Annotated in this window: 21 protein-coding genes; 17 read left to right on the top strand and 4 right to left on the bottom strand. The window is 70.6% G+C overall.

Translation table 11 applies throughout. The annotated features are described in order from the left end of the window. Positions 1–583: 583 nt before the first annotated feature. The 6 genes from ACIP64_RS30340 to tatC all read left to right on the top strand — a co-directional run bounded on the left by ACIP64_RS30340 (position 584) and on the right by tatC (position 4758). Positions 584–1357 (top strand): zf-HC2 domain-containing protein, encoded by a 774-nt coding sequence (locus ACIP64_RS30340; RefSeq protein ID WP_401592829.1) that lies wholly within the window; start codon positions 584–586, stop codon positions 1355–1357. A 532-nt stretch (positions 1358–1889) separates the two neighbouring features. Then, a complete protein-coding gene (locus ACIP64_RS30335; protein ID WP_401592827.1) occupies positions 1890–2312 on the top strand; it encodes an ATP-binding protein in 423 nt (140 codons plus the stop codon). Further along, positions 2309–2524, top strand: coding sequence for a hypothetical protein (locus ACIP64_RS30330; RefSeq protein WP_401592825.1), 216 nt, complete (start codon positions 2309–2311; stop codon positions 2522–2524). The genes ACIP64_RS30335 and ACIP64_RS30330 overlap by 4 nt, the downstream gene beginning before the upstream one ends. Before the next feature lie 2 nt (positions 2525–2526). Then, on the top strand, positions 2527–2955 hold the full coding sequence (locus tag ACIP64_RS30325; protein WP_401592897.1) for a hypothetical protein: 429 nt from the start codon (positions 2527–2529) through the stop codon (positions 2953–2955). 297 nt (positions 2956–3252) lie between these two features. Next, complete coding sequence (tatA, locus tag ACIP64_RS30320) at positions 3253–3525, top strand: Sec-independent protein translocase subunit TatA (RefSeq protein WP_401592895.1); 273 nt, start codon at positions 3253–3255, stop codon at positions 3523–3525. A 330-nt stretch (positions 3526–3855) separates the two neighbouring features. Further along, complete coding sequence (gene tatC, locus ACIP64_RS30315; protein ID WP_401592893.1) at positions 3856–4758, top strand: twin-arginine translocase subunit TatC; 903 nt, start codon at positions 3856–3858, stop codon at positions 4756–4758. Positions 4759–4970: 212 nt separating this feature from the next. Here the strand turns inward: tatC and ACIP64_RS30310 are convergent, their stop codons facing one another. Further along, a complete protein-coding gene (locus ACIP64_RS30310; protein WP_401592823.1) occupies positions 4971–7118 on the bottom strand; it encodes a HEAT repeat domain-containing protein in 2148 nt (715 codons plus the stop codon). 361 nt (positions 7119–7479) lie between these two features. Between ACIP64_RS30310 and ACIP64_RS30305 the strand changes: the two genes are divergently transcribed. From ACIP64_RS30305 to ACIP64_RS30285, 5 genes are all read left to right on the top strand, one after another. Beyond that, positions 7480–8418 carry a hypothetical protein gene (locus ACIP64_RS30305; protein WP_401592821.1) on the top strand — a complete coding sequence of 313 codons (939 nt, stop codon included), beginning with the start codon at positions 7480–7482 and terminating at the stop codon, positions 8416–8418. Positions 8419–8526: 108 nt separating this feature from the next. Further along, complete coding sequence (locus ACIP64_RS30300; protein ID WP_401592819.1) at positions 8527–8973, top strand: peptidase inhibitor family I36 protein; 447 nt, start codon at positions 8527–8529, stop codon at positions 8971–8973. Positions 8974–9351: 378 nt separating this feature from the next. Next, a complete protein-coding gene (locus ACIP64_RS30295) occupies positions 9352–9882 on the top strand; it encodes a hypothetical protein (protein ID WP_401592817.1) in 531 nt (176 codons plus the stop codon). A gap of 324 nt (positions 9883–10206) precedes the next feature. Then, positions 10207–10638, top strand: a complete 432-nt coding sequence (locus ACIP64_RS30290) for an SMI1/KNR4 family protein (protein ID WP_401592815.1) — start codon at positions 10207–10209, stop codon at positions 10636–10638. A gap of 467 nt (positions 10639–11105) precedes the next feature. Next, positions 11106–11978: a C40 family peptidase gene (locus ACIP64_RS30285; RefSeq protein WP_401592813.1), complete on the top strand. Its 873-nt coding sequence runs from the start codon at positions 11106–11108 to the stop codon at positions 11976–11978. Positions 11979–12620: 642 nt separating this feature from the next. Here ACIP64_RS30285 and ACIP64_RS30280 read toward each other — a convergent pair. Then, the gene (locus ACIP64_RS30280; protein ID WP_401592811.1) at positions 12621–13970 is read right to left on the bottom strand and encodes a tetratricopeptide repeat protein; all 1350 of its coding nucleotides are present in this window, start codon (positions 13968–13970) and stop codon (positions 12621–12623) included. Positions 13971–14186: 216 nt separating this feature from the next. Here ACIP64_RS30280 and ACIP64_RS30275 point away from each other — a divergent pair, with 216 nt between their 5' ends. After that, the gene (locus tag ACIP64_RS30275; RefSeq protein WP_401592891.1) at positions 14187–14987 is read left to right on the top strand and encodes an SDR family NAD(P)-dependent oxidoreductase; all 801 of its coding nucleotides are present in this window, start codon (positions 14187–14189) and stop codon (positions 14985–14987) included. Positions 14988–15607: 620 nt separating this feature from the next. Further along, the gene (locus ACIP64_RS30270) at positions 15608–16228 is read left to right on the top strand and encodes a TetR/AcrR family transcriptional regulator (RefSeq protein ID WP_401592809.1); all 621 of its coding nucleotides are present in this window, start codon (positions 15608–15610) and stop codon (positions 16226–16228) included. Positions 16229–16455: 227 nt separating this feature from the next. Here ACIP64_RS30270 and ACIP64_RS30265 read toward each other — a convergent pair whose 3' ends face one another. Further along, positions 16456–17295, bottom strand: a complete 840-nt coding sequence (locus ACIP64_RS30265; RefSeq protein ID WP_401592807.1) for a helix-turn-helix transcriptional regulator — start codon at positions 17293–17295, stop codon at positions 16456–16458. Between the two features lie 8 nt (positions 17296–17303). Then, on the bottom strand, positions 17304–18293 hold the full coding sequence (locus ACIP64_RS30260) for an aldo/keto reductase (protein ID WP_401592889.1): 990 nt from the start codon (positions 18291–18293) through the stop codon (positions 17304–17306). Positions 18294–18865: 572 nt separating this feature from the next. Here ACIP64_RS30260 and ACIP64_RS30255 point away from each other — a divergent pair. From ACIP64_RS30255 to ACIP64_RS30240, 4 genes are all read left to right on the top strand, one after another. Beyond that, a complete protein-coding gene (locus ACIP64_RS30255; RefSeq protein WP_401592805.1) occupies positions 18866–20209 on the top strand; it encodes an MFS transporter in 1344 nt (447 codons plus the stop codon). Positions 20210–20303: 94 nt separating this feature from the next. Then, positions 20304–21005, top strand: a complete 702-nt coding sequence (locus tag ACIP64_RS30250; RefSeq protein ID WP_401592803.1) for an SDR family oxidoreductase — start codon at positions 20304–20306, stop codon at positions 21003–21005. Between the two features lie 136 nt (positions 21006–21141). Next, on the top strand, positions 21142–22011 hold the full coding sequence (locus ACIP64_RS30245) for an MBL fold metallo-hydrolase (RefSeq protein WP_401592801.1): 870 nt from the start codon (positions 21142–21144) through the stop codon (positions 22009–22011). Further along, complete coding sequence (locus tag ACIP64_RS30240) at positions 22008–22454, top strand: lipocalin-like domain-containing protein (RefSeq protein WP_401592799.1); 447 nt, start codon at positions 22008–22010, stop codon at positions 22452–22454. Before ACIP64_RS30245 ends, ACIP64_RS30240 begins: the two co-directional genes overlap by 4 nt. The last annotated feature ends 144 nt before the right edge of the window (positions 22455–22598 follow it).

Below are 22598 nucleotides of genomic sequence, written 5' to 3'. Positions count from 1 at the left end.
GTGCTGCGAATGACCACAGGAGACCGGCAATGGGCGGACGACGCGGTGCAGGAGACGCTGCTGCGGGCCCGGCAGCATGGCGCAGCCTGCGATCCCGCACCCGGCCCGACCCCGGCACGGCTGTGCACACGCGCGCGGCATCTTTGGTCGTCGACGCCCGCCCGGCCCGGCGGGCGGCACCTGCCGAGGCCGACGGCGACGCGCCGGAGCCGGCCACCGGGACCGTACCGGGCCAGGACACGACCGAGCAGACACCGCACACCCAGGTGAGTGCCGACGCCGTACAGACACCCTGCCCGGACCACCGCCCGGTGCCGCTGGAGACCTCCCACCGGGGCCGGACCCTGACGGAGACCGCACCGGCACCGAGTTCCCTGGGACCGGCCCGCCAGGACGCCGCTGGGGAGCAGGTCCACGGTCGCAGGCCGCGAGGCGCCCGGCCGGGCCCGGGCGCTGGTGGAGGCCGCACCGGTGCCGGGCTCCCGTCTTGGCACCGTGACGCCACGGACGCACTTCGCCGTGCGACAGGCCCTCCAGGAGCAGCAGACCGAGCCATGACCGCGGCGTGCAGAAGGTGGCGACCATGAGCGCCGAGCACGACGCCCTCCGGCTCGCGCTGGGCGGATACATCCTGGGCACCCTGCCACCCGCAGAAGCGGAGCAGGTCCGCGCCCACCTCACGCGATGCGACGAGTGCCGGGCCGAACACATCCGGCTGTCGGGACTGCCCGCACTGCTCGCGACGGTCACCGCGGCTGCGGCCGAAGCCGCGGGCCGAACGGCGTCGGCGGCGGACGGGGAACAGGCCGACCGGCTGGTGGCACGGGCAGCGAGGAGCACACCGGGCTCTTCGCCCGCACGGCCTGTGGTGCCGGCGCCACCCCTGGACAGCCTGCTGGGCCAGGCCGCAGCCCGACGCCGCAGGACCTGGCGTCTGCAACTGGCCGGCGCCGCCGCCTCCCTGACCTTCATCGCGGCAGCGGCCGGCGGCACTTGGCTCGCGGCCGGCGGACCCCCCAGCAGCCAGGCGACGCCACCCGGGCCGACCGCGCCGGCCGCCTGGCGCACGTTCTCCGGAACCGATCCCGCCACCGGCGTCTCGGCCACCGTCAAGGTCTACCCCTCCGCCTGGGGCAGCGTCCTGCAGGTCTCCGCCAAGGGCGCACCCGCCGGAATCACCTGCCGCCTGCAGGCGGTCGGGCCCGGCGGCACCAGGACGGACAGCGCCACCTGGCGAGCAGGCCAATACCCTCCCGGCACCACGATCCCAGGAGCGGTCGCCATCTCACCGGGAGCCATCGAGCACTTCGAGATGCTCACAGGAGACGGTCAGAGGCTGCTCACCATCCGGTCGTGAGGCACTGACAACCCCCGCCACCGCACAGTGCCGCCGCCACGCCCGCACCACCTGTCTTGGGAGACCGTGCCGGCACCAAGGCAGTTCAACGGCCCGGCCACCCGACTGCCACCCGCTCCCGACACCCGACCTCGGCAATGGCGGGCCCGCCACCCCGGGCCGGGACCTCCTGGGAGCCGGGCACCCACCCCCCACCGCCGACCCCCACCAACCTGCCGCCTCCACAACCGGCTTGACGCCCTCAGTGCGCCAACGATCACGCAAGCGGACCTGGCCACCGGTGCCCCGCCCGGCCGGATACGGCACCGATCAAGCCCCGCCCCAGGCGCGGGGGCCCGCCAGGCCCCCGCATCGACCCAACCCACAAGAAATCACATAAAAGGTATGAATGGCTCGAACCGCTGGGCATGCGCCATCCGTGGAACTGAATGAGCGCGCCCATGCAGGACCGACCCACCGACCGTCCCGACCTTGCCCCCGGTCTCCCCCGTCCCGAGCTCCACCCCCACAGAAAAGCCGGAAGACCATGTTCGTGACCGATCCGCCCCGCCCGAGCCCGCCGCTCGACCCGCCCTGCCGCCACCAGGCGCTGCTCACCCTGCCCGCGCAGGAAGCGCACGTCTCCGCCGCCCGTCACTTCGCGGCCGATCTGCTCGAGACCTGGAGCGTGCCCGCCGGCGAACGCGACTCCGCCGTCCTCATCGTCGACGAACTCGCCACCAATGCCGCCCAATACGGCCGCGAGCACATGACCCTCGTCCTCGTCCTCGACCACGGCACCCTTCACATCGTGGTCACCGACTCCGGCACGACCGTGGAACGGCCCCGCCGCGACATCGCTCCCGACGAACACGGCCGCGGCACCGGCATCGTCCAGGACCTCGCCCAGTCCACCGAGATCCACCACACACGCACCGGCCGCGAGGTCCGCGCCTGCCTGAGGTGTCCGGCATGACCGGCCCGGACACCCCGCGCAAGCCGAACCGGTGGGACACCCGACGCCCCAAGACGCCGACCCCGGCGACCCAGAGGCCCCGCCCCACCAACAGCCGCCCGGACACCGCCCAGACCACCGAGCGGACCGCGGCACACCCGCCGGCCCCCGACCCCGACCGGAGGCTGCGCCGACGCAACGGCACCAGCCCCTGCACACCGGCCGAGTGGTGACCATGGACGCCGCCGAGAACAGCCACCAGAACACCGGCACCCCGCCTTCGCGCGACGCGTACACCAACGCCCCCGACCTGCACCGCGAGATACACCAAGTACTCGCCCTCGACGCCGAACGCGACGGCCGCCAACCACAGCCCGCCACCCGCCCCCCGACCGACGCCACAGGCGACACCGCAGCCGCCGAACGGGCCAGACTGCTACGCCGGGCCGCCCTCATGGACCGCATCGCCCTGGACGACCCCCGCCCCGGCCCCCTCGCAGCAGCCGCAGAAACCGCCGAACAACTCCTCCTCCACGACCACCACCACCCCGACCAGGCAGCCGGCCCCCACCACCCCGACACCACCACACCCACCCCCACCCACCGCTCCTACGTCCGCCAGGAATACGCCGCCTGGACCGCCGCCGGACGCCCCGGAACCTGAACCGAAGGAACGACACATGATCCGCGAGGCCCCGCAGCAGCGAGCACACCCCACACTCGAACATCACGCCAGACGCCAGGGAAACCCACCGGACACACCGAACGCGAAAGCGCACCAGGCGCTCCAAGCAATCGAACGCAGGTGCCCCGACCCGGCCCCAACGCCCCCGACCACGCGGGACAGCACGACACGACGCGCCGCAGACGCCCCCGTCCCCACCACTGCCCCTCAGGAACAAGCAGCACAGATCACCGAGACAGGCATGAAGACCGACCCGTCCGAAGGAGCGGTGTGACGATGTTCCGCAACGCACTGGAACCCTGGCACCTGCTGATCCTGATCGCAGTGCTCGTTCTGATCTTCGGCTCGAAAAAACTACCCGACACCGCCCGGGCGCTGGGGAAATCGATGCGGATCCTCAAGAGCGAGACCAAGGCCATGCACGACGACGTCCCACACGAGCCAGAACCTCCACCGGGACCGGGACCGCAGACGACCCCGGACGCACCCGAAGACACCGCCACCCCCCGCACCGCGCCAACGGACAGCACCACCAGCCGCCCGGACTGAGGCCCCGTCGTACTCGTCCCCGGCCGAAGCCATGCCGGCCCAGTCACCTCTCGCGTAGCCCGCACCGCCGTCACCGCTCCGGCCGGCGCCCGGCCCGCACCACCCGACAGTCCGAAGACCATCGTCAAACCGCCCACCCCCGAACCAGGCACGGCGGACCAGAAAACGGCGAGCGGTGGAACAACCGCCTCCTCGACCCGCCACCGGCCACAACCCGCACCATGGCCAGCCGCACTCACACGCGGCCGGCCATCCCCGGTCCGCCGCACAAGACAAGGACGTGGCGTGCCCCCACCACCCCGCAACAACAAGAAGGATCCGCAGCGGCGCATGCCGCTCGCGCAGCACCTTCGCGAACTCCGCAACCGGCTCGCCAAAGCCGTCCTCGCCATCCTGGTCGTCACGATCGCCGCGGCCTTCCACTACAAAGGCATCATCAACTTCACCACCAAGCCCGTACTGGACTCGGTCGGCTGCCCGACGTCCTTCGCCGACCTGGCCAAGCCGACCGCACACACCACCTGCGCGCGCATCACGATCAATGGTCTGCTCTCGCCCTTCACCCTCGCACTGAAGGTGTCCCTCATGGCCGGCGTCGTGCTCGCCTCGCCGGTATGGCTCTACCAGCTGTGGGCGTTCATCGCCCCCGGCCTCCACAGACACGAACGCAGATACGCCTACGCCTTCGTCGCCGCAGGCGCCCCGCTGTTCCTCGGCGGCGCCCTCTTCGCCTACAAAGTGCTGCCCACGACCGCGAAGGTACTGATCCACCTCACCCCCCACGGCGTCGACAACCTCCTGCCGCTCGACGACCTCCTCGACCTCGCCACCCGCATGGCGGTCGTCTTCGGCCTCTCCTTCGAAATGCCGCTGCTGCTCGTGATGCTGAACCTCACCGGAGTACTGTCCGGCCGGCGGATCATCAGCTGGTGGCGCGGCATGATCATGGGAATCACGGCCTTTTCCGCCGTGGCGACACCGAGCACCGACCCACTGACCATGCTGGCGCTCGCCGCGCCGATCTGGGCGCTCTACTTCGCCGCCGTTGTCTTTGCGCTTCTCAATGACCGGCGCAAGGCCCGACGAGAGGAAGAGGAACCCGCCGACCACGAGATCCCCGACCGCGACCTCACACCGCTGGACATCGGCGAGGTGGAAACAGTGTCGGCCGGCCAAGCCCCGCCCGCGCTGCCGGACGCCGGCGAGAACCGCTTCGACGGCGAGACGTCCTGACCTGACGGGTCTTCAACAGGATCGAGGACTGGCCCGGTGGCCTGTGAGGGCGTTGTCCACCGGGCAGGAGAGAACCCGGCCCGGAACACACCGAACCCGACCCGTCGGACGGACACCGATCACCGTCCCACCCGTCCAGCACGTCGACACACGCAAACCCAGACCCCGGACGACACGCCTGACGGCAGGCTCCCGACGAGGGGACCTGGGCCTCAGCCGACCCGATCGAGGACCGAGGCCAGTGCGGCGCGCAGTCGTTCGTCCTCCCGGATCATCGCGTGGTCGAACCAGGAGCCGACCAGCCGGCGGTCCGTGGTGACGAGCGCGGCCAGCCGGTCCTGCTGCTCCGGCGTCAGGGCCGCGGCGCCGAGCGCCCGCAGGGCGTCGCAGGCGTTCTTGAGGTCTGCGCAGGTCTCGGCCGAGTGCAGTGCCGCCTCGGCGAGCCGGGCACGGTCGAGGCCGGCCGGGTCGGCGACGGCGAGCAGCCCGAGGACGGCCGAGGGTGCCTTTCCCGGGTCGTCGAGGAGAGCTTGGAGCCGGGCGGTCAACGGACGCCCGGCCGGACCGAGCACGCCGATCTCACGGGCGGCCCGGGCGGCCGTCCAGTGGAACCACTGCCGGCCCTCGCTTCTGTCGAACACCGAGGCCAGCACCGGAACGACCTCGTCCGCCTCACCGGTGATCCGCCACAGGGCGAGCGCCAAGGCAAGGTCGGTCTCCACCTCCGGTGTGGTGTCGCAATCGATGGTCCGCTCGAGCGCCGTCCGCAGGGCCCCGGCGAGGTGGGCGGCCGCCGGGCCGAGGCAGGCCAAGGCGCGGGCACTCTCGGCGGTGTCGCGCGCACCGGTGGCCAGCGCCGCCTCGGCGGCGGCGAACAGCGGCCCGGTCTCGCCCGTCAGTTCGTGCAGCGCACGCGCCACGAACAGCTTCCGAGCGCCGGCCCGCAGGGCAAGGGCTGCCTTCTCGCGCTGCTCCGGCCCGATGCCGACGGCGACGGCGGTGATCGCGGTGGCGGCGTACGGGAACCGGGGCAGGACGGCGCACAGTTCGGGCAGCGCCTCCACGGCCTGCGAGCCCCACTGTCGCAGCAGGTGGACCAGCCCGGCGGTGTCGTTGTGGTCCTCGGTCGTCGAGCAACCGCACTCCTTGCACCCCTCGGCGGGCTCCAGCGCCTTGGCGGCCAGGCGAGCACGGACCGCGGCGAACAGTTCCGGGTCGAACGGGAAGGGCGCATCCGCCGGAGCGTGGGACCCCGCGGCGCACTGCATGGCGCGCGGGCGCCGGCCGAGGGAGCGGGCCAGCAGCGGGGCGGCAGCGTGCGGCGCCACCAGGACGAGCGCGGCGAGGGCTTGGTCGGCGGCCTCGTCGTCGGGCTGCACGGCGAGTTCGGTGAGGAGGGGAGCGGCCTCGACAGCGGCCGGGCCGATCTTGCCCAGCAACTGGGCGGCCGCCCATTCGGCGGCGAGCGGGGCGATCGCGGGGATCAGCCGCCCCGGGGCGCTGCGGGACAGAGTGCAGGCGCGGTCGGCCGCCCACAAAGCTTCGGCCCGTACCTCGGGGCGCTCGTCACTCAGGGCGGTGTCGAGCAGGTCGAGGGCACTTTCGCGATCGGTATCGGTGTTTCGTTCCAGCAGGGTCCCGACGATGGTGTGCAGCGGGTCGCGGTGCTCGTCCGCGTGGCCGGACCTGGCCGTCTCGCGCGCGGGCAACAGGCCGAGGACGGCATCGCGATGGGCGGCGAGCCACGGCTCCCCGGCGACCAACACGGCGAACACCGCGGCCAGGCGCAGCGGCGCGGGTGTGTCGGGGCCGAGCAGGGCGCGGGCCTCGGCGACGGCGGCCGGACGGTCCAACCGGCCGTACGCGGTGAGGAGTTCAGCCCGGACAGTGGGCTCGATCTCGGCGCCCAGGCGGGCCCGGACGGCGGGCAGGGCGGTGCGGGTGTCCCGGGTGTGGCCGACCGTCCAGCCGGCCGCCTGCCGGACGGCGGGGTCCTCATCGGCCAGCAGCGTGATGAGCAGCGGCAGTTGGGCGGTCACGGCGGCCCGGACGGCGCCCGGCTCGACGTCGCACTCGTCCTCGCTCGCGGCGAGGTAGCCGAGCAGCCGGAGCGCGTCGAGGGTCTGCCGGCCGGAGGCGGCGATTCGGGCGAGGTAGGGGGCGGCGTCGACGCTGGCCGCGTACACGGTGCCCTGGTGCACGATCGAGCCGTACAACTCCTCCAGTGCCGCCTCGGCGTCCTCGCCGCCCTCGGCGAAGGTCCGCAACAAGCCGGGCAGGTCGTCGGCGGAGCCGTAGGCGTGGTTGATGCTGGACCAGGGATGGACGTCGATCCCGGCGAGGGCGGTGGGGAACTCCATACGCGTGATCCTCCCAGGGACCTCCGACACCGGCTCAGACCACGTGCCACACGCAGGCCGATCTCAACTTGGCCAAGAGCGCCGACGGGACAGGCCGGACGGCGGCCCGCCGGGCTGCTTGGCCGACGTTGCCTCCCCCACCCCGCTCCCCCACATCACCCTCGGTTTCCCGGTCCGGCAGCCGGTGGGCAACGGGAAACCCGTCGACCCCGCCGGGCGGCGCCACAAGTCTGTGTCCCGTCGGCGCACGGCACGACCGTGGCCGGCGGCAATCGACGGGGGCGCCCTCTCCGGCGCCGCACGGGGAACCGGGCGGTGCCGGAGATCCGGGGCCATGAGGCGGCAGGGGGAATCGGGGTCCATGAGACGTGCGCTCATGTTGTGGTGCGCGGTGACCGTGCTCGCCACCGCCGTGGTGACCGGTTGCGGTGACGGCGGTGACGGCGCCGGCGACGCCAGCGGACAAACCCGCCAGGCCACCGGCGTACGCACACCGGCGCTGACCTGGCGGCAGGAGGTCCGCGTCAGTGACGCCCTCCAACGGCTGACCAGCCGGTGCATGGGACGCCAGGGCTTCACGTACCAGGAGGAGCGCGAGTTGACGCTCCAGGAGAGCCGGCCCGTGCGCTTCGTCCAGGACGACCTGGCATGGGCGCGGACCTACGGCTACGGCAGCCGCATCGAGGCGAAGAGCGCGCGGCTGCGCGAGCGCAACATCAACGGGACCTACCGCCAGGACCTGCCCGCCACCCGCCGTGCTCTGTTCGACCAGGCCCTGGACGGCGGCAACGGCGCCCGCATGCTCACCGCCCCGATGCCGGGCGGCGCCGAGATCCGCAAGCGCATCGGCGGCTGCACCGAGGAGGCCGAGCGCACGCTCTACGGCGATCCCGCCGAGTGGTTCCGCACCAGCAAGACCGCGCTGAGCGCCAACTCCCTCTACGCCGGGCGGCTGATGAAGGACCCGCAGCTCACCACGGCCGTCCAGGCGTGGTCCGCGTGTATGCGCGAGGCGGGCGAACCCTATCCCGACCCCCAGGCCGCCCAGGACGGCGTGCGGGCCGCGGCCGTACGACGGGGCGCGGCCCGCGCCGAGGAGTCCTTCGCCGACGAGCGCCGGACCGCCGTCGCGGACGCCGGCTGCGCTCGCCGCGCCAACCTGCGGGCCGTGGCCACAACCCGAGAGAAGTACTACCTGGACCGCCTGCCCGACCGGTACGTCAGCGACATCGACACCTACCGCCGGCTCGGCCGGCAGGCCTACGACCGGGCGGTGCGCATCGTTCCTGAGCGTGACTGACCGTCTCGCACACACGCACAGCGCCCCGCCCCGCCGGCACGGGCACCCGACGCCCCGCGCCGCCGGCGCACCACCACCGGGCACCATCGAGAAACGAGGGAAACCACCATGCGCAAGTTCACCGTCTCCGCAGCGCTCATCGGGCTCACCGCCCTGGGCGTGGCCGTCCCGGCCGCCACGTCGCAGGCCGCCGAGAGCGGCGTCGCCGGCACCGTGTGCGACAGCAAGTGGGGAGCACGCAACGGCAACATGTACGCCTGGGACGGCTACGACTGCAACGGCAGCCCGCTCGTCGTCGCCGCCGGCGACAGCCCCAGTTGGGGCGCCGCGAACGACCGCGCGTCCTCGGTGATGAACCGGGGCTACACCGGCAGCCTGTCCATCGTGAAGTTCTACTACCTGGACAACTACCAGGGCGGTCACACCTGCCTCTACCCGGGCGAGTTGTACGCCGACAACCTCTCCGACAACCACTTCACCGACGGCAACGTCGTGGACAACAACATCCGCTCCCACCAGTGGGTCAACGGCGGCTGCGGAGCCACCCTCACCTGATCCGCCGACCGGCGAGCGGCACGCGGGGCCACCGCCCTCACCCGTGCACCACAGGGACGCACGTCCGGAGCCGTCGACCCGGCTTCGGACGTGCGTCCCTGCGTCACGCCGAAGAACGCGAAATGCCCCAGCCCCTCAGCAGCTTCGGCGTGTGCCGTCGCACGGCCGTACTGGCAAACGGGGACAGGTGGGCGACCCACGCCACGCAACCGAACCAGACCACCACCGCACGCGGAACCCGCACGCACCCACCACGCACACGTGCGCCGCACAACCACGACGACTCCGACATCAACGCCGCCTCCCCCTCGCCGCACTCAGCCGGTGCGAGCGGGAACTCGCCGGCCACAGCGGCTGCAATGGTGGTCTGATGCGTCGATGTTCTACGAGGATCTCAGCCGCTACGAGTACACCAGCGACGGCGACACGTTCCCCGACCCCGACCCCAACAGCTTGCGATTCGTATGCTTTCAGCCGCCGTACGAGCGCCTCAACGTCGGTTGGCTGAGCGGGGACGAGCCGTGGACATCCGGGCCGGCCCCCGTCGGCTTCACGGACAATCTGCTGTCCATCATCGAGGCGCAAGCGATCAATCTGATGATGGGGATCCACCCCTGCGACTTCTGCGCGATCCCGTTCGACGATCTGCACCCGTGGTACGTACCGCGGCCCGACAACCACCACGCCAGTTGGGGTACCGGAGAGATCCGCGTCCCCGGCCCTTCCGGAACGGCCTTTGCGGCCCCGAGACTCATCGGCCACTACGTCGTAGACCACGGCTATCTGCCGCCCCGCGCCTTCGTCGACGCTGTTCTCGCATTCGACCCTGACGCCCACCGGGCCGCCAGGCACCCGTGGATACCGTTCCCCTGGATCCCCGACGATGTCGAAGCGCAGTGGATCGAGTGATCCGGTGATGGGTGCCAGGAATCAGGCCGCTGCTGTTGGTGGCACCAGTTCGGAAGAGTGAGGCTTCGGATTGCTGTTGAGCTGGGCGGACGCCGACCTGCGGAAACGTGGTCCCATCACCGTTGGCTTCCTGTTCGGCACCGCCTCACCTTGCACGGCCGTGGCACGCCCCACCCCCTTGGTGCGAACTGCGCGCGACGGTCACTGAGCCTGCCGGGGACGTCGGCTGGGCGCTTGAGGCTGTTGCCGGACACCTTTGGTCACAGTGGTTGCTGTACGGCGCCTGCGCTCGGGACGGCCAGTCCTCCCGATGAGGCTGCGCTTGTGTGGAAAGAAGCTGCTGCCGGGGCTCTGCCCGATGTCGGATTTCGCTCGCCTGTGGACAGGACCGCTCTCACTGAGGCGGAGCAGCGGCTCGGCCGAGGCCTGCCGGCACAGCCGGCAGGCTTGCTGCTGGAGACCAACGGGGTAGTCGGCACCTACGGGAAGGACGTCGTCTGGTCCCTGGATCGGATCGTGCAAGAGAACCTACTGTTCTGGTCCCCCGATTCCTTTCCGGGCCTGTACATGCCCTTCGATCCCCTGCTGTTCTTCGGAGACAACGGCGGGGGTGACCAGTTCGCCTTCGTGCTGACGCCGGATCGTCCGGACATCTTCGTCTGGGACCACGAGAACGACAGTCGGCTGTGGGCCGCCCGCGACCTGGAGGACTATCTCCACCGTTCCCTCGCAGGCAGTGGCGACTGGCATCGCTAACCCCTGGCAGCTGGTCGCAGTCAGTTCTTCTGGAAGTAGTGCGCTGGTCCTGCGACCTGCGGTGCGATTGCCGATGATCCCTCTGAGCTGGATCGCGACTGTCGACGGTTGTCATCGCCGCATGTCATCGGTTCGCCTCGCACGGCCCCACGACGGCCCGAGGCCAACGTGTCGGGCTCTGGCCAGTGCGCGCTGACCAGCGATGGCCCTTCTGTCCCGTGGCGAAGCAGTAGTGGCACCTTGACTGCCAAGGAGGCCGGGCTGGCGACTGCGTGAAAAGGCAGCGGTACACCGGACAGGCGCCCGCCGGGCGTGACGGCCGCACCCCAGGTAAGCGCAGGTTTCCCGGCAGTTTCCCGTTGCCCACCGCAGCAGGGCGACGCCCCGCACCTCGACGGGCCCAGGACGCGGCCACCAGGCTGCTGTCCGACCAGTTCCGCACACCACCAGAAAACGGGGGTCCTGGCATGGCCTGCCGGACCAGAGTCGTCCACACACTGATCGCCCTGCTCGCCCTCCTCCTCGCCGCGCCGGCCACGACCGCCGCCGCGGCCCCGCAACGGGAAGCCGCCGCGTGCGGCGCTCTCGCCCCAGGCGCCTCCGCGGCCGCCGAAGCCGCCATCGCCGCCGCCTGTGCCGAGGTCACGGCCGGCACCTGGTACACCTGGGGCGGTGGCCACGGCGCCCAACCCGGCGCCACCTACGGCCAGATCGACCCGACCGACCCCGACAGCGCGCACGACCCCGAACGGCTCGGCTTCGACTGCTCCGGCCTCGTCCGCCACGCCTACGCCCGCGCCACCGGCTCGGACATCCTCAACGGCACCGCCAGCACCCAGTACTACACCCACCGGGCGGCGAACCGGTTCACCGCCGCCCAGGGCCTGGCCCCGCTCCTCCCCGGCGACCTGCTGGCCTGGGGCCGCTCCGACGACCTCCACCACATCGCCATCTACCTCGGCGCGGGCAAGATGGTGGAGGCCAAGGAATCCGGCACCCGCCTCATGGTCAGCGACGTCCGCCTGGGCGGCGACTACTACGGCGCCGTCCGCGTCAACACCGGTACGGTGACCGGCCACATCCACCGCACCTGGGGCACCGGCGTGTGGACCAAGCAGGCACCCTCGCTCGGCGCCGGCCGCGTCTACGCCTTCCCCGGCCCGACCACCATCCGCGTCCAGTGCCAAAAGCACGCCGAACTCGTCGAGGCCGAGGGCTACTCCAACGACGTCTGGGCCTACCTGCCCGACTACAAGGCCTGGATGACCAACATCTACATCCAAGGGCCCGCCTGGCTCGACGGCGTCCCCGACTGCAACGCCGCACCGCCCAAGCCATAACCGCACCAGGGCGCCGGTCGCCGCCACCAACGGCTACCGGCGCCCGCACCAACCCGGCCACCCGCAACGAGCCCCGGGCACTGATCGCGGTAACCGCGACACCGAGCGGCTACCTCGGATGGCTGGACACCCCCGAGTGCCGCACCGACGATGGTCGTGGGGCCGGGGGTTGGGGGCAGCGTGGACTTCTCCGATACGGAACTGATCGTATTCATGGCGATCGGCGTCGTCGGACTCTGGGTGTCGGCCGTTGTCCTGAGCACGGTGGCGAATCGCCGTTACCGCAAGCGACTCAGTGAATGGGCGGCGGCACAAGGTTGGGCATACCGGGTCGGCGGTGGGGGCCTGTGGACCGAGCAGTTGGAGCAGGGGATCGACCATCGGGTGGAACTCCAGCTCGAGGGCGCCCGGCGTGGCCGCCATGTACTGGTCGCGCATTGGTGGTGCAAGATCCGCGAGTCGCCCGGCGAGTGGGGGACGGAAAGCCAGATGGACGTCCTGATGGTGGTCGTCCTCCGGCTTCCGGTTCGGTACCCGGACATGCGTGTGGAGAGGCGGGGCGCGGCCGACCGCCTGGCTCGCTCGGCGGGCCGGGTGCGGCCCGGACAGCCGTCCGAACCGGTCCAGGGCCCGGACAGTGCCTCAGAACGGGGGATCGTCATGCAAAGGGCCGTCCGGCAGCGCCGGCGGCGGGGGGTCGCGTCGTTGGAAGACGGCCAGGGCGTCCTCGATGCGTCCGAGGTCGATCAGGCAGGCGGCCAGGTCGTGGCCGTTCACCCAGGCGTGCTGTTCGAGTACGGCGGCGGCCTCCTCGGTGCGTCCGGCCCCGGCAAGGAGCTCGGCGATGTGCCACGCCGCGTACCAGGTAGCGCCCTCGGGGTGGGAACGCGCCTGCGCGACCGCCTGGTCGACACCGTCTCGGGCGGCGATCAGCGGGAGTCGTATCCAGTACAGGTCCCAGTCCTCTTCGCCTGCACGGGCTGCGGCAAGGGCGTCGAGATGTGCCAGGCCGTCGCCGGGGCGCCGCTGGTCGAGGTAGAGGCAGGCCAGGGTGTGGAGGATCCAGTCGTCCCCGTTGTGGGCATCGGCCTGGATGCGCATCACGTCGATCGCTTCGTTGCCCCGGCCGTGCCGGGCCAGGAGCCGGGCGAGATCGCAAGCCGCGTGGGGGTCTTGGGCCGTGGTTCCGCCCGCCTGGCGGTATGCCGCGATCGCTCCCTCCACATCGCCGCGGCCCTCCAGCAGCACGGCGAGCTGTCGTACTGCCCTGAAGTCGTCGTTCGCCGCGGCTGCGCGCAACTCGTCGAGGCGGCCCTGCCGCGCCAGCAGCGTGGCCAGTTGCTCACGCATGTCGACGCGCCGGGTGCTGCCGGTGCCCAGCAGGGCGATCGCCTCGTCGACGCGGCCCTGGCGCTCGCGGATGGTGGCGATCAGCCCGATTACCGTGTCGCGGTCGAGGCCTCGGCAGCACCATGGGAAGTCGGAGCACTCGTGCCCGGTGGTGAGCGGGGCGAGCAGCATGGCGGCTTCTTCGGCGCGGCCGGCAACGGCGGCGACGTCGACCATCGCCTCGACCAGGGGCAGCTCGCGCAGGTGCGGGTGCAGCAGGGTGAACGCTTCCTCGGCGCGGGCGTGCCGGGCGAGCAGCCGCGCGTAGAACTCCAGCGCCATCGGATGCCCGGCGGCCATACGGACCCGCGTGATCTCGATCGCCTCCGCTGGCCGGCCCCAGCCCTCCAGCAGCTCGGCCGCGGCCACGACGGCCGTCCACCAGCCGGTCGCCAAGTAGGGGGCGAGTACCTTCAACGCCTCGGCCTGGCGGTCGTGTTCACCGAGCAATCGCGCCCATGCCAGGGCGCAGAACCACTCCCCGCGCCCGGCCTGCTGCTCCACCACGTCGACGTGGCCGTGTTCGAGCAGGCGTGAGACGAGTTCGGGCGGGATGCAGCCGGATCCCGTCCGGACCCGGTGTTCAAGATCAGCGGCGTCCACGGTCACGCACCATAGCGCTCACCTCTGACACCGTGCCCAGGCCGCCGGTCTTGACGGAGGACCGTGGGTCACCACATCGCCGGCGGCATCGCTTCCGGACCCGGACGCACCCGTGTCGGCGCCCACACGGACACTCAAGTCTACGACTGTATACTTAGTCGTGCAGCACGACCTTCCCGCGTTGCGGCGCGGGAGAAATCCGTATGGGAGCAAGGAATGAACCTCAATCTCGAGGGCAAGCGCGCTCTGGTCACCGGCTCGAGTGCCGGCCTGGGCGAGGCCACCGCGAAAATGCTGGCGGCGGAGGGCGCCGCGGTCGTGATCCACGGCCGGGACAAGGACCGCACGGAGCTGGTCGCCGAAGCCATCCGCCGGGCCGGAGGCACCGCCGACACGGCGCTGGGCGACCTGGCCACAGACGACGGGGCCGCCACAGTCGCCCAGGCCGCCACCGCGGACGGTCCCGTCGACATCCTCGTGAACAACGCCGGCTTCTACCGGCATCTTTCATGGGCCGAGGCCAGTCCGGCAGAGTGGACCGACGCCTACAACGTCAACGTCGTCTCCGGTGTCAGGATGATCCGGCATCTGGTTCCGGCGATGCGCGAACACGGCTGGGGCCGTGTGGTCACGATCGGCGGCGGTCTCGCCTCCCAGCCGATGAACACCCATCCGCAGTACAACGCCACGCTGGCCGCTCGGCACAACCTCGCGGTATCGCTCGCCCGCGACCTCAAGGGCACCGGCGTCACCTCGAACGTCGTCTCGCCCGGCGCGATCCTCGTCGAAGCGACGAAGGAGTTCGTCACAGCGCTCGGTCCTGCCCGCGGGTGGGGACAGACCTGGGAGGAAGTCCAGCCGAACGCGGTCGAGGCCCTCATTCCGAACGACCACGGCCGTTTCGGCAAGCCGGACGAAATCGCCGCTGCCGTGGCGTACCTGTGCAGCGACTACGCCGAGTACATCAGCGGAGCCACGATCCGCGTGGATGGCGGACTGATCCGCTCGGCGTTCTGAGCGGAGCACCCATGCGGGCCGCCCGCCGAATCGCCCCCGGACGCGGGATGCGTCGCACGGCGGCCCGCACGGCAACGCGGGCAGGACGCGACCCGCGCGGTCGCTCCTGTACCCGTCGGGCGCGGGGCGGCCGCGCCCGACGGCAACGCGGCGGATGTGGCCCGCCGGGCCGATCTGAGGGCGCCGCCGCCCCAACAGGCCGCTCGGGCAGGGCCGTGAGCGGCCCGTTGTCCGTCCTGCGGAGCGCGGGGCGACTGGGCGACAGCGCCCGCACGAAAATTCCGAGGGACCGGCGAGTCCCAGCCAGGGACGTCAACGTCTGCGCTCGCGGTCGGTGCCACGGGCCTGCAACCCGGTAGGCCGGAATCCGTGCCGCCGCCATGGCGGCCACGTGATCACGCGCGGCTTGAGGACGGAGGGGTGCGGTTCATCAGCCCACTAACGGCGACCGTCAGAAATTCGGCTGAGCCGGTTCGCGCAACCGACCCCACGGTTGCCCGGCGCAGATTCGGCGCCCTGCCGTCGGCCTACGGTCTACGGGCCGAGCGGCGGCACGGGCCGCGGACGCCTCGAAGCTCTACAGCCGTAGACCGCCGTTTCGGCCTCACTACACTCGTGTCGTGGAGAACGAATCGCGTCAGCCCGAGTCGCCGCCTGCCGCCCCCCGCCGGTCTCGTAACGCGGCAGCGACCCGCGAGGCGATTCTCTCGTCCGCCGTGGAGGCCTTCACCCGCCTCGGCTACGACGCTGCCGGCGTGCGGGACATCGCGAAGGACGCCGGCGTCACCGCGATGATGGTCAACCGCTACTTCGGATCCAAGGAACAACTGTTCGCCGAGGTGGTGGACACCTCCTTCGCCCCGCGGACCGTGGTGGGCAGCGACCCCGCGGCCCTGGTCCACGACGTCGCCCGGTCACTGGTGGAGCGGACCGCGCCCGAGGCCGACGAACTGAGCCCCTTCCTGCTGATGCTGCGGTCCGCGTCCAACCCACGAACCGCCGAAATCGCCCGCCAGGGCATCGAACGGCATGTGGAACGGCACCTCATCGGTCTGATGACAGGCGAAAACACATCGGAACGTTCCGCGCTCGCGCTGTCAGTGATCGCCGGTGTGTGGGTGATGCGGAAACTGATCGGGAACACGGCACTGGTGGAAGCGGATCCCAACGAGCTGGCCGGGCGCCTGGAAACCCTCCTGCGAACCCTGCTCGAAGACACCCCGCCGGAAGCCGGCGACTGACCCGCTCCCCCGGCCCACCTCGGCGACTTCGCGGTCCGAAGGTTCCACCACGGCCACACTGCCCGGACGGCTGACGGGATGCGGATCCCGCCGGTGAACGGCCTGGTCGTGCCAGCGGTTGCCGAGGCCGTCGGAGCCGACGGGATCCACAGCTCGACATCGAGGCCGTCGATGCCGGTCAAGGTCACCTGCAGGCCGGCGACGAGGTGAGCGGGGCTGGGGCCAGGTCAGATGTCGAGGATCTGCGCGCTGATCACCTCGAGGAAATCAAACCGCTCGGCGGTACTCGAACCCGGCTGCGGCCTGAAGATCACCATGCGGTGGCCCGTGGCGGCACTCACCACGACGTCGCACTGCACGTCGAGCGGCCCGGCGTGCGGATGCACCAGCCGCTTCCGCGTGGAACTCAGCGGCTTGACGGCCATCTCGTTCCAGTAGCGCGTGAACTCCTCGCTGGCCTCCAGGAGATCATCGATCAGTCGGTCCGCCACCGCGTCACTGCCCCGCCGTGCGGCGGCAACCCGCAGATCCGCGGCGTAGCCCCGGCCGATGGCCTCGTGCTCCTCGGCGACGTTGAGCGCGCGCGACGCCGGATCGGTGAACCAGCGCCACGTCACGTTGCCGGCCCGCGTGTCCCCCAGCGCCCAAGTGCCGAACAGGGCCTGGCTGAGCCGGTTCTGGGCGATCAGCGTGGACAGGTCGTCCATGACCTGCGCGGGCACCGTCGTCAAGGCGTCGAGGAGGAACATCATCGCCGGGTCGACATACCTGCCTGCTCCCCCGGCGAGGGGCGGGGCGTAGCCGGCGAGCCGGTAGAGGTGGTCGCGCTCGTCCACGGACAGACGCAACGCCCCCGCCAGGCTCGCCAGCATCTCCTGTGAGGGGTGGGCGTTGCGGGACTGCTCCAGCCGCTCGTAGTAGTCGACGGAGATGTTCGCCAGCAGGGCCACCTCGGACCGCCGCAGCCCGGGGGTGCGGCGGCGGCCGCCGGCGATCAACCCGACGTCGGACGGTCGCAGCGCCTCGCGGCGAGCCCGCAGGAAACCACCGAGGTCGTTGTGGTGCATGGCATCGCTCATTCCTGGATGGCCTTCATTCCCTCCACGACATACCGCTCACCGGTCACCTCGTCGGCGGCGATCACCTCCTCGAGATTGCCGAGCGTGTCGGCGTCGAGGGTGAGCGCCGCGGCGGCGACGTTCTCCTCCAGGTAGGCGCGACGCTTGGTGCCGGGGATGGCGGTGACGCCCTGGGACAGCACCCACGCCAGGGCCAGTTGCCCCGGCGTGATGTCGAGCTTCTCTGCGATGACGCGCACCCTGTCGGCGAGGGCGAGGTTGTGGGCGAAGTTCTCGTTGCTGAAGCGGGGGGCGGTGCGCCGCCAGTCGTTCTGCGGCAGCCCGTCCAGCGTGCGCAGCCGCCCGGTGAGGAAGCCGCGGCCCAGCGGGGCATAGGCCACGAAGCCGATGCCCAGTTCGCGTGCGGTGTCGAGCACGCCGTTGCTCCGCACCGTCCGGGTGAACAGTGAGTACTCGGTCTGCACGGCCGACAGTGGCGCCACGGCGTGGGCGGCGCGGATCGTCTCGGCGGACGCCTCGCTGATGCCGAGGTAGCGCACCTTGCCCTGGGCGACGAGCTCTCCCAGTGCCCCGAACGTCTCGGCCACGGGCACGTCCGGATCCACGCGGTGCTGGTAGTACAGGTCGATACGGTCCGTGCCCAGCCGGCGCAGGGAGCCCTCCACCGCGCGCCGCAGGTACTCCGGCCGGCCGTTCGGGCCGCCGACGACCTTCCCGGAATCGTCGAGGGTCAGCCCGCCGAACTTCGTCGCCAGCAGCACTCGGTCCCGCTGGGGCGCCACCGTGCGCCCGAGCAGTTCCTCACCGGTGAACGGACCGTAGATATCGGCGGTGTCGAAAAGGGTCACCCCGAGCTCGATCGCCCGGTGGATCGTCTCCGCCGACCCGGCGTCGTCCGGGGTGCCGTACATGGCGGTCATCCCCATGGTGCCCAGGCCTTCGACCGACGCCGCCAGTCCCTGGCTGCCGAGCGCGTGCGTCCTGATGCTCATACGTGTCTCCCTCCAGGCGGTCGCCGCTGTTCGGCGGCCGCCCGGCCAGCTTCCACCCGCACGGACTGGCTTCCAGCGTCCGGTTCAGACCCGTCTTCCCAGGACGACACTACGTCCGGTCCCGTGCAGGGCCTGGCGCGTGCCGGCCGGCCTGCTCGTCTTCGCGGTCGGCCGTCCCTCTCCCATGTGCGGCCTTCTGACGTGCCTGGCCTGGCGTGCGGAGCGGTCACCGTCATCACACGACGGCGCGCATGAAGGTCAAGGACCCTTTCATCGCGAAGTGAGCGCGTGCGCCGGCCTCGCATTGGCCGGTCAAGTGGGTGCTTCATGCGTGACGCGCGCTGAGTGAGCGACGCCCGAATCGAGGATCTCAGCCGGTCGCGGCTCCGTTCGGGTGCCGACGTTCGCCGTGGACGCACTTCACTTCATTAAATGAAGTGCCGTTGCAAATATGAAGTTGCGTACGTAGGGTGTGGGACATGGCGCACATACAAAGCACAGCCCCTGGACCACTCCGGCTCCCGCCGGCCACCTCCGCGACCTCGCGCCCGAAGGTGATCCTCGGGGTGTTGTCGCTGGCGGGTTTCATGGCGAACCTGGACGTCTTCATCGTCAACGTGGCCTTCGACAAAATCGCCGAGAGCTTCCACGGCGCGTCGACCAGCGACGTCAGCTGGGTGCTGAACGCCTACGCGATCATCTTCGCGGCCCTGCTGATCCCCCTGGGCCGGCTGGCCGACAAGATCGGCCGCAAGAAGATGTTCCAGGCCGGCATGGGTGTTTTCACTCTTGCCAGCGTGCTGTGCGCGATCGCCCCGGGCCTGTGGTGGCTGGTGGTCTTCCGCGCTGTGCAGGCCGCCGGCGCCGCGGCCCTGACCCCGACGTCGCTGGGGCTGCTGCTCGCGGCGGTGCCGGGCGAGAGGCGCCTGCACTACGTGCGCATCTGGTCAGCTGTCGCGGCCATCGCCGCTGCGGCGGGCCCGGTTCTCGGCGGCCTGCTGGTCACCGCCGACTGGCGCTGGATCTTCGTGCTCAACGTGCCGATCGGCATCTTCGCGGCCTTGGCCGCGCAGCGCGCCGTCCCGGACTCGCGCGACACGAAGGTCACCAAGCTGCCGGACATGATCGGCGCCGGGCTGCTGACCTTCGGCGTGGGGGCGTTGGCCCTGGCGATCGTCAAAGGCGGCGGCTGGGGTTGGGCCAGCGGCAGCACCATCGCCGGCTTCGTCGCGGCCGCCGTGCTGCTGGCCGGATTCGTCTGGCGAGCCGAACACCACCCGGTCCCGGTGGTCGACCCGCACCTGTACCGCGTACGCAGCTTCGCCTCCGCCAACCTGGCGATGATCGCCTTCGGGCTGGGCATGTCCGCCTATCTGCTGGTGATCGTCCTGTGGATGCAGAACGTCTGGCAGTGGTCGGTGATCGCGACCGGCTTCGCCGTCGCCCCGGCGCCGGCCATGGTCCCGATCGTCACGATCCTCGCTCAGCGGCTGGCCAAGAGGATTCCCGGCGGGCTGCTGTCCGCAATCGGCTGCGCCGTGTTCGCCGCAGGCACCATCCTCCTGCTGACGTCAATCGGTCCTCGGGGCGCCGATTACGCCATTGCTGTGCTCCCCGGCCATTTGCTGGTAGGCGTCGGCATCGGCTTGGCGTTGCCGACGATTCTGTCTTCCGCGACGCACAACCTGCCGCCCGAGCGCGCCTCCACCGGAAGCGCAGTGATCAACATGACACGCCAGCTCGGATTCGTCCTCGGCGTCTCGATCATCGTCGCCACCCTGGGCAACCCGGCGTCCTACCACGCGGCCCACACCGTGTTCGCGCACGCCTGGTGGACCATCGCCGCCGTCGAACTCGCGGCCGCCCTCGGCTGTCTGGGCATGCTCGACCGCCGTGGAACCGCCCAATGAACGCACATCACGCACGTCACGGGCCCTCCGGCCCAGAAACCATTACTGAAAGCCAAACGGGTCTACAGAGACCAGAAGGCACAGAGGCGAAATCATGATGGAACTCAAGGATGCAACCGTCTTCATCACCGGAGCCAACGGCGGACTCGGCACCCAGTTGGTCGAGGCGGCGCTGACGCGCGGGGCACAGCGCGTGTACGCAGGCGCGCGCAGCCCCAAGCCCTGGGGTGACGGGCGAGTCGTGCCGGTGAAGGTGGACCTGGCCGACGCTGCCTCCATCGACGAGGCCGTCCAGCAGACCGGCGACACCACCGTCCTGGTCAACAATGCCGCGATCTTCCCTCGCAGCGACCTGCTGACCGGATCCTTCACGGAGCTGGAGTCGGTCGTCCAGACCAACCTCCTCGGCCCGATTCACCTCACCCGCTCGCTCGCCCCGTCGCTGGTGGCGGCCAAGGGTGCCCTGATCAACATCAACTCGGTTTTGAGCTGGTTCGCCGTCGGGAAGGCTCACAGTGTGTCCAAGGCCGGACTGTGGATGGCGACCAACGCTTTCCGCCTGGAGCTGGCCCCCCAGGGTGTGCACGTTCTCGGTGTCTACCCCGGCCCGATGGACACCCCGATGCAGTCCGGCGAGGACCGCACCGGCATGACCGATCCGGCCGACATCGCCGGCGCCGTCTACGACGCGCTCGGAGCCGGTGAGTACGAGCTGCTCACCGATGAGACCGCCGGCAAGGTCCACGGCGCCCTGGCGGCGCCGGTCACCGCCCTCTACCCGAGTCTTGCCAAGTAGCGGGCAAAAGGCCCGGATCGGCCTCGCGCACCCGGCGTGGCCTGGGCCGGGCCCAGGCCACGCCGGGCACGGGGCCGGCACCACCCGCCGCAGGCCTGCGGGGCTGATCACCGCGAACGGAAGGAAGGTGCGGACCATGCCCGAGATGCGCTCTTCGAAAAAGCTGGACTTCAACGTCTTCAATGCGCCCCGCAGAGCTGCCGTCGGCGAGCGGCCGTTCGAGATCGGCCCGCCGTTCGGCTGGGACCCGACCACGGCCACGCTCATCTACGGTGAGCACGACGCCGTGCTGGTCGACGCGCTCACCACGGTGGCCGAAGCCGAGTCCCTGGCGAGCTGGATCGCTCTGCACGAAAAGAATCTCACCACGATCTACATCACACACGGACACCCCGATCATTTCTTCGGGCTCTCGGTCCTGCTCGAACGCTTCCCCGACGCCAAGGCGATCGCCACCCCCGGCACGATGGAGCTCATTGCCCAGACCCCGCCGGAGCTCATCGACTTCGGCCGCCACATCTGGCCCGGTCTGCCGGCAACCCTGACCCTGCCCGAGCTGTACGACGCGCACACCTTCACGCTTGAGGGCGAGGAGCTTCGCATCATCGAGCAGGGCCGCACCGACGGACTGCACACCACCTCGCTGCACGTGCCCTCCATCGACCTGGTCGTCGGTGGTGACGTGCTGTACAACCAGTGCCACATGTTCGTCGGCGAGACGACGCCGGCGAGCCGGGAAAACTGGATCGCCGCGCTGGACCGGCTGGCCGCGCTCGCCCCGAAGTTCGCGGTAGCCGGGCACAAGAAGACCGGCGCCCCCGACACGCCAGAGTGCATCGAGGACTCCAAGCGCTATCTGCGCGACTTCGGCCGGCTGAAGGAATCCACCTCCTCGGAACAGGAACTGTTCGAGCACATGGACGCGCTCTATCCGCACTGGGACAGTCACCAGTCCTGGCTGATGTTCGGACTGCCCCTCAAGACGATCCCGGAAGGAGCCACATGACGCTCACAGACCAGGTCGTCGGCACATGGCAACTGGTGTCGTTCACCGCCGAAAACACCGAACACCCCGGGATCACATACCCGTTCGGACCGGATGCCACCGGAATCATCATGTACACCGCTGACGGCTACATGTCGGCTCAGATCATGCGGCAGGGCCGCAGCGACTACGACCCCCTCGACCGCGACGGTGGCAACCGCGAGCAGGCGGCCGCCGCGGCCGGCTACCTCGCATACAGCGGCCCGTACTCCGTGGACGAGACGACGCGGACATTGCACCACGAGGTCGAAGTGTCGCTCCTGCCGACCTGGCAGAACACCGTTCTCATCCGCCAGGCCACGCTCGAGGGCAATCAGCTGACCCTGGCCGCGGAGGACACCCTCCCCAGCGGGACGCTCCGCTCCACCATCGTCTGGAAACGAGCCGCGCCGCCGCTTGCATAGCCGACCACGGGCAAAGGACCCACCGCCCCTGCTTGCCCCCTGCGCTCGAGCCCCCGCAGCGGTCTCGCCGTCGTGGCGTTCCGCTCGGCGCCACCGCTGCCCGGGGTGACGCCTTCGGCGGAGGCCAGCAGGGCGTCGAAGGTG

Origin of the sequence: Streptomyces sp. NPDC088733, from assembly GCF_044751185.1 — a bacterium.
Taxonomy (GTDB): Bacteria; Actinomycetota; Actinomycetes; order Streptomycetales; family Streptomycetaceae; genus Actinacidiphila.
Note: the sequence above shows the minus strand (reverse complement) of the source record. Positions and strands in the feature narration are given on the sequence as shown.

Excerpts from the sequence above, each read along its gene's own strand:
- ACIP64_RS30285 (WP_401592813.1), top strand. The coding sequence starts at position 11,106 with ATGGCCTGCCGGACCAGAGTCGTCCACACACTGATCGCCCTGCTCGCC.
- ACIP64_RS30295 (WP_401592817.1), top strand. The coding sequence starts at position 9,352 with ATGTTCTACGAGGATCTCAGCCGCTACGAGTACACCAGCGACGGCGAC.
- ACIP64_RS30265 (WP_401592807.1), bottom strand. The coding sequence starts at position 17,295 with ATGCACCACAACGACCTCGGTGGTTTCCTGCGGGCTCGCCGCGAGGCG.
- ACIP64_RS30325 (WP_401592897.1), top strand. The coding sequence starts at position 2,527 with ATGGACGCCGCCGAGAACAGCCACCAGAACACCGGCACCCCGCCTTCG.
- ACIP64_RS30340 (WP_401592829.1), top strand. The coding sequence starts at position 584 with ATGAGCGCCGAGCACGACGCCCTCCGGCTCGCGCTGGGCGGATACATC.
- ACIP64_RS30305 (WP_401592821.1), top strand. The coding sequence starts at position 7,480 with ATGAGACGTGCGCTCATGTTGTGGTGCGCGGTGACCGTGCTCGCCACC.
- ACIP64_RS30330 (WP_401592825.1), top strand. The coding sequence starts at position 2,309 with ATGACCGGCCCGGACACCCCGCGCAAGCCGAACCGGTGGGACACCCGA.
- ACIP64_RS30240 (WP_401592799.1), top strand. The coding sequence starts at position 22,008 with ATGACGCTCACAGACCAGGTCGTCGGCACATGGCAACTGGTGTCGTTC.
- ACIP64_RS30275 (WP_401592891.1), top strand. The coding sequence starts at position 14,187 with ATGAACCTCAATCTCGAGGGCAAGCGCGCTCTGGTCACCGGCTCGAGT.
- ACIP64_RS30245 (WP_401592801.1), top strand. The coding sequence starts at position 21,142 with ATGCCCGAGATGCGCTCTTCGAAAAAGCTGGACTTCAACGTCTTCAAT.
- tatA (WP_401592895.1), top strand. The coding sequence starts at position 3,253 with ATGTTCCGCAACGCACTGGAACCCTGGCACCTGCTGATCCTGATCGCA.
- ACIP64_RS30300 (WP_401592819.1), top strand. The coding sequence starts at position 8,527 with ATGCGCAAGTTCACCGTCTCCGCAGCGCTCATCGGGCTCACCGCCCTG.
- tatC (WP_401592893.1), top strand. The coding sequence starts at position 3,856 with ATGCCGCTCGCGCAGCACCTTCGCGAACTCCGCAACCGGCTCGCCAAA.
- ACIP64_RS30250 (WP_401592803.1), top strand. The coding sequence starts at position 20,304 with ATGATGGAACTCAAGGATGCAACCGTCTTCATCACCGGAGCCAACGGC.
- ACIP64_RS30310 (WP_401592823.1), bottom strand. The coding sequence starts at position 7,118 with ATGGAGTTCCCCACCGCCCTCGCCGGGATCGACGTCCATCCCTGGTCC.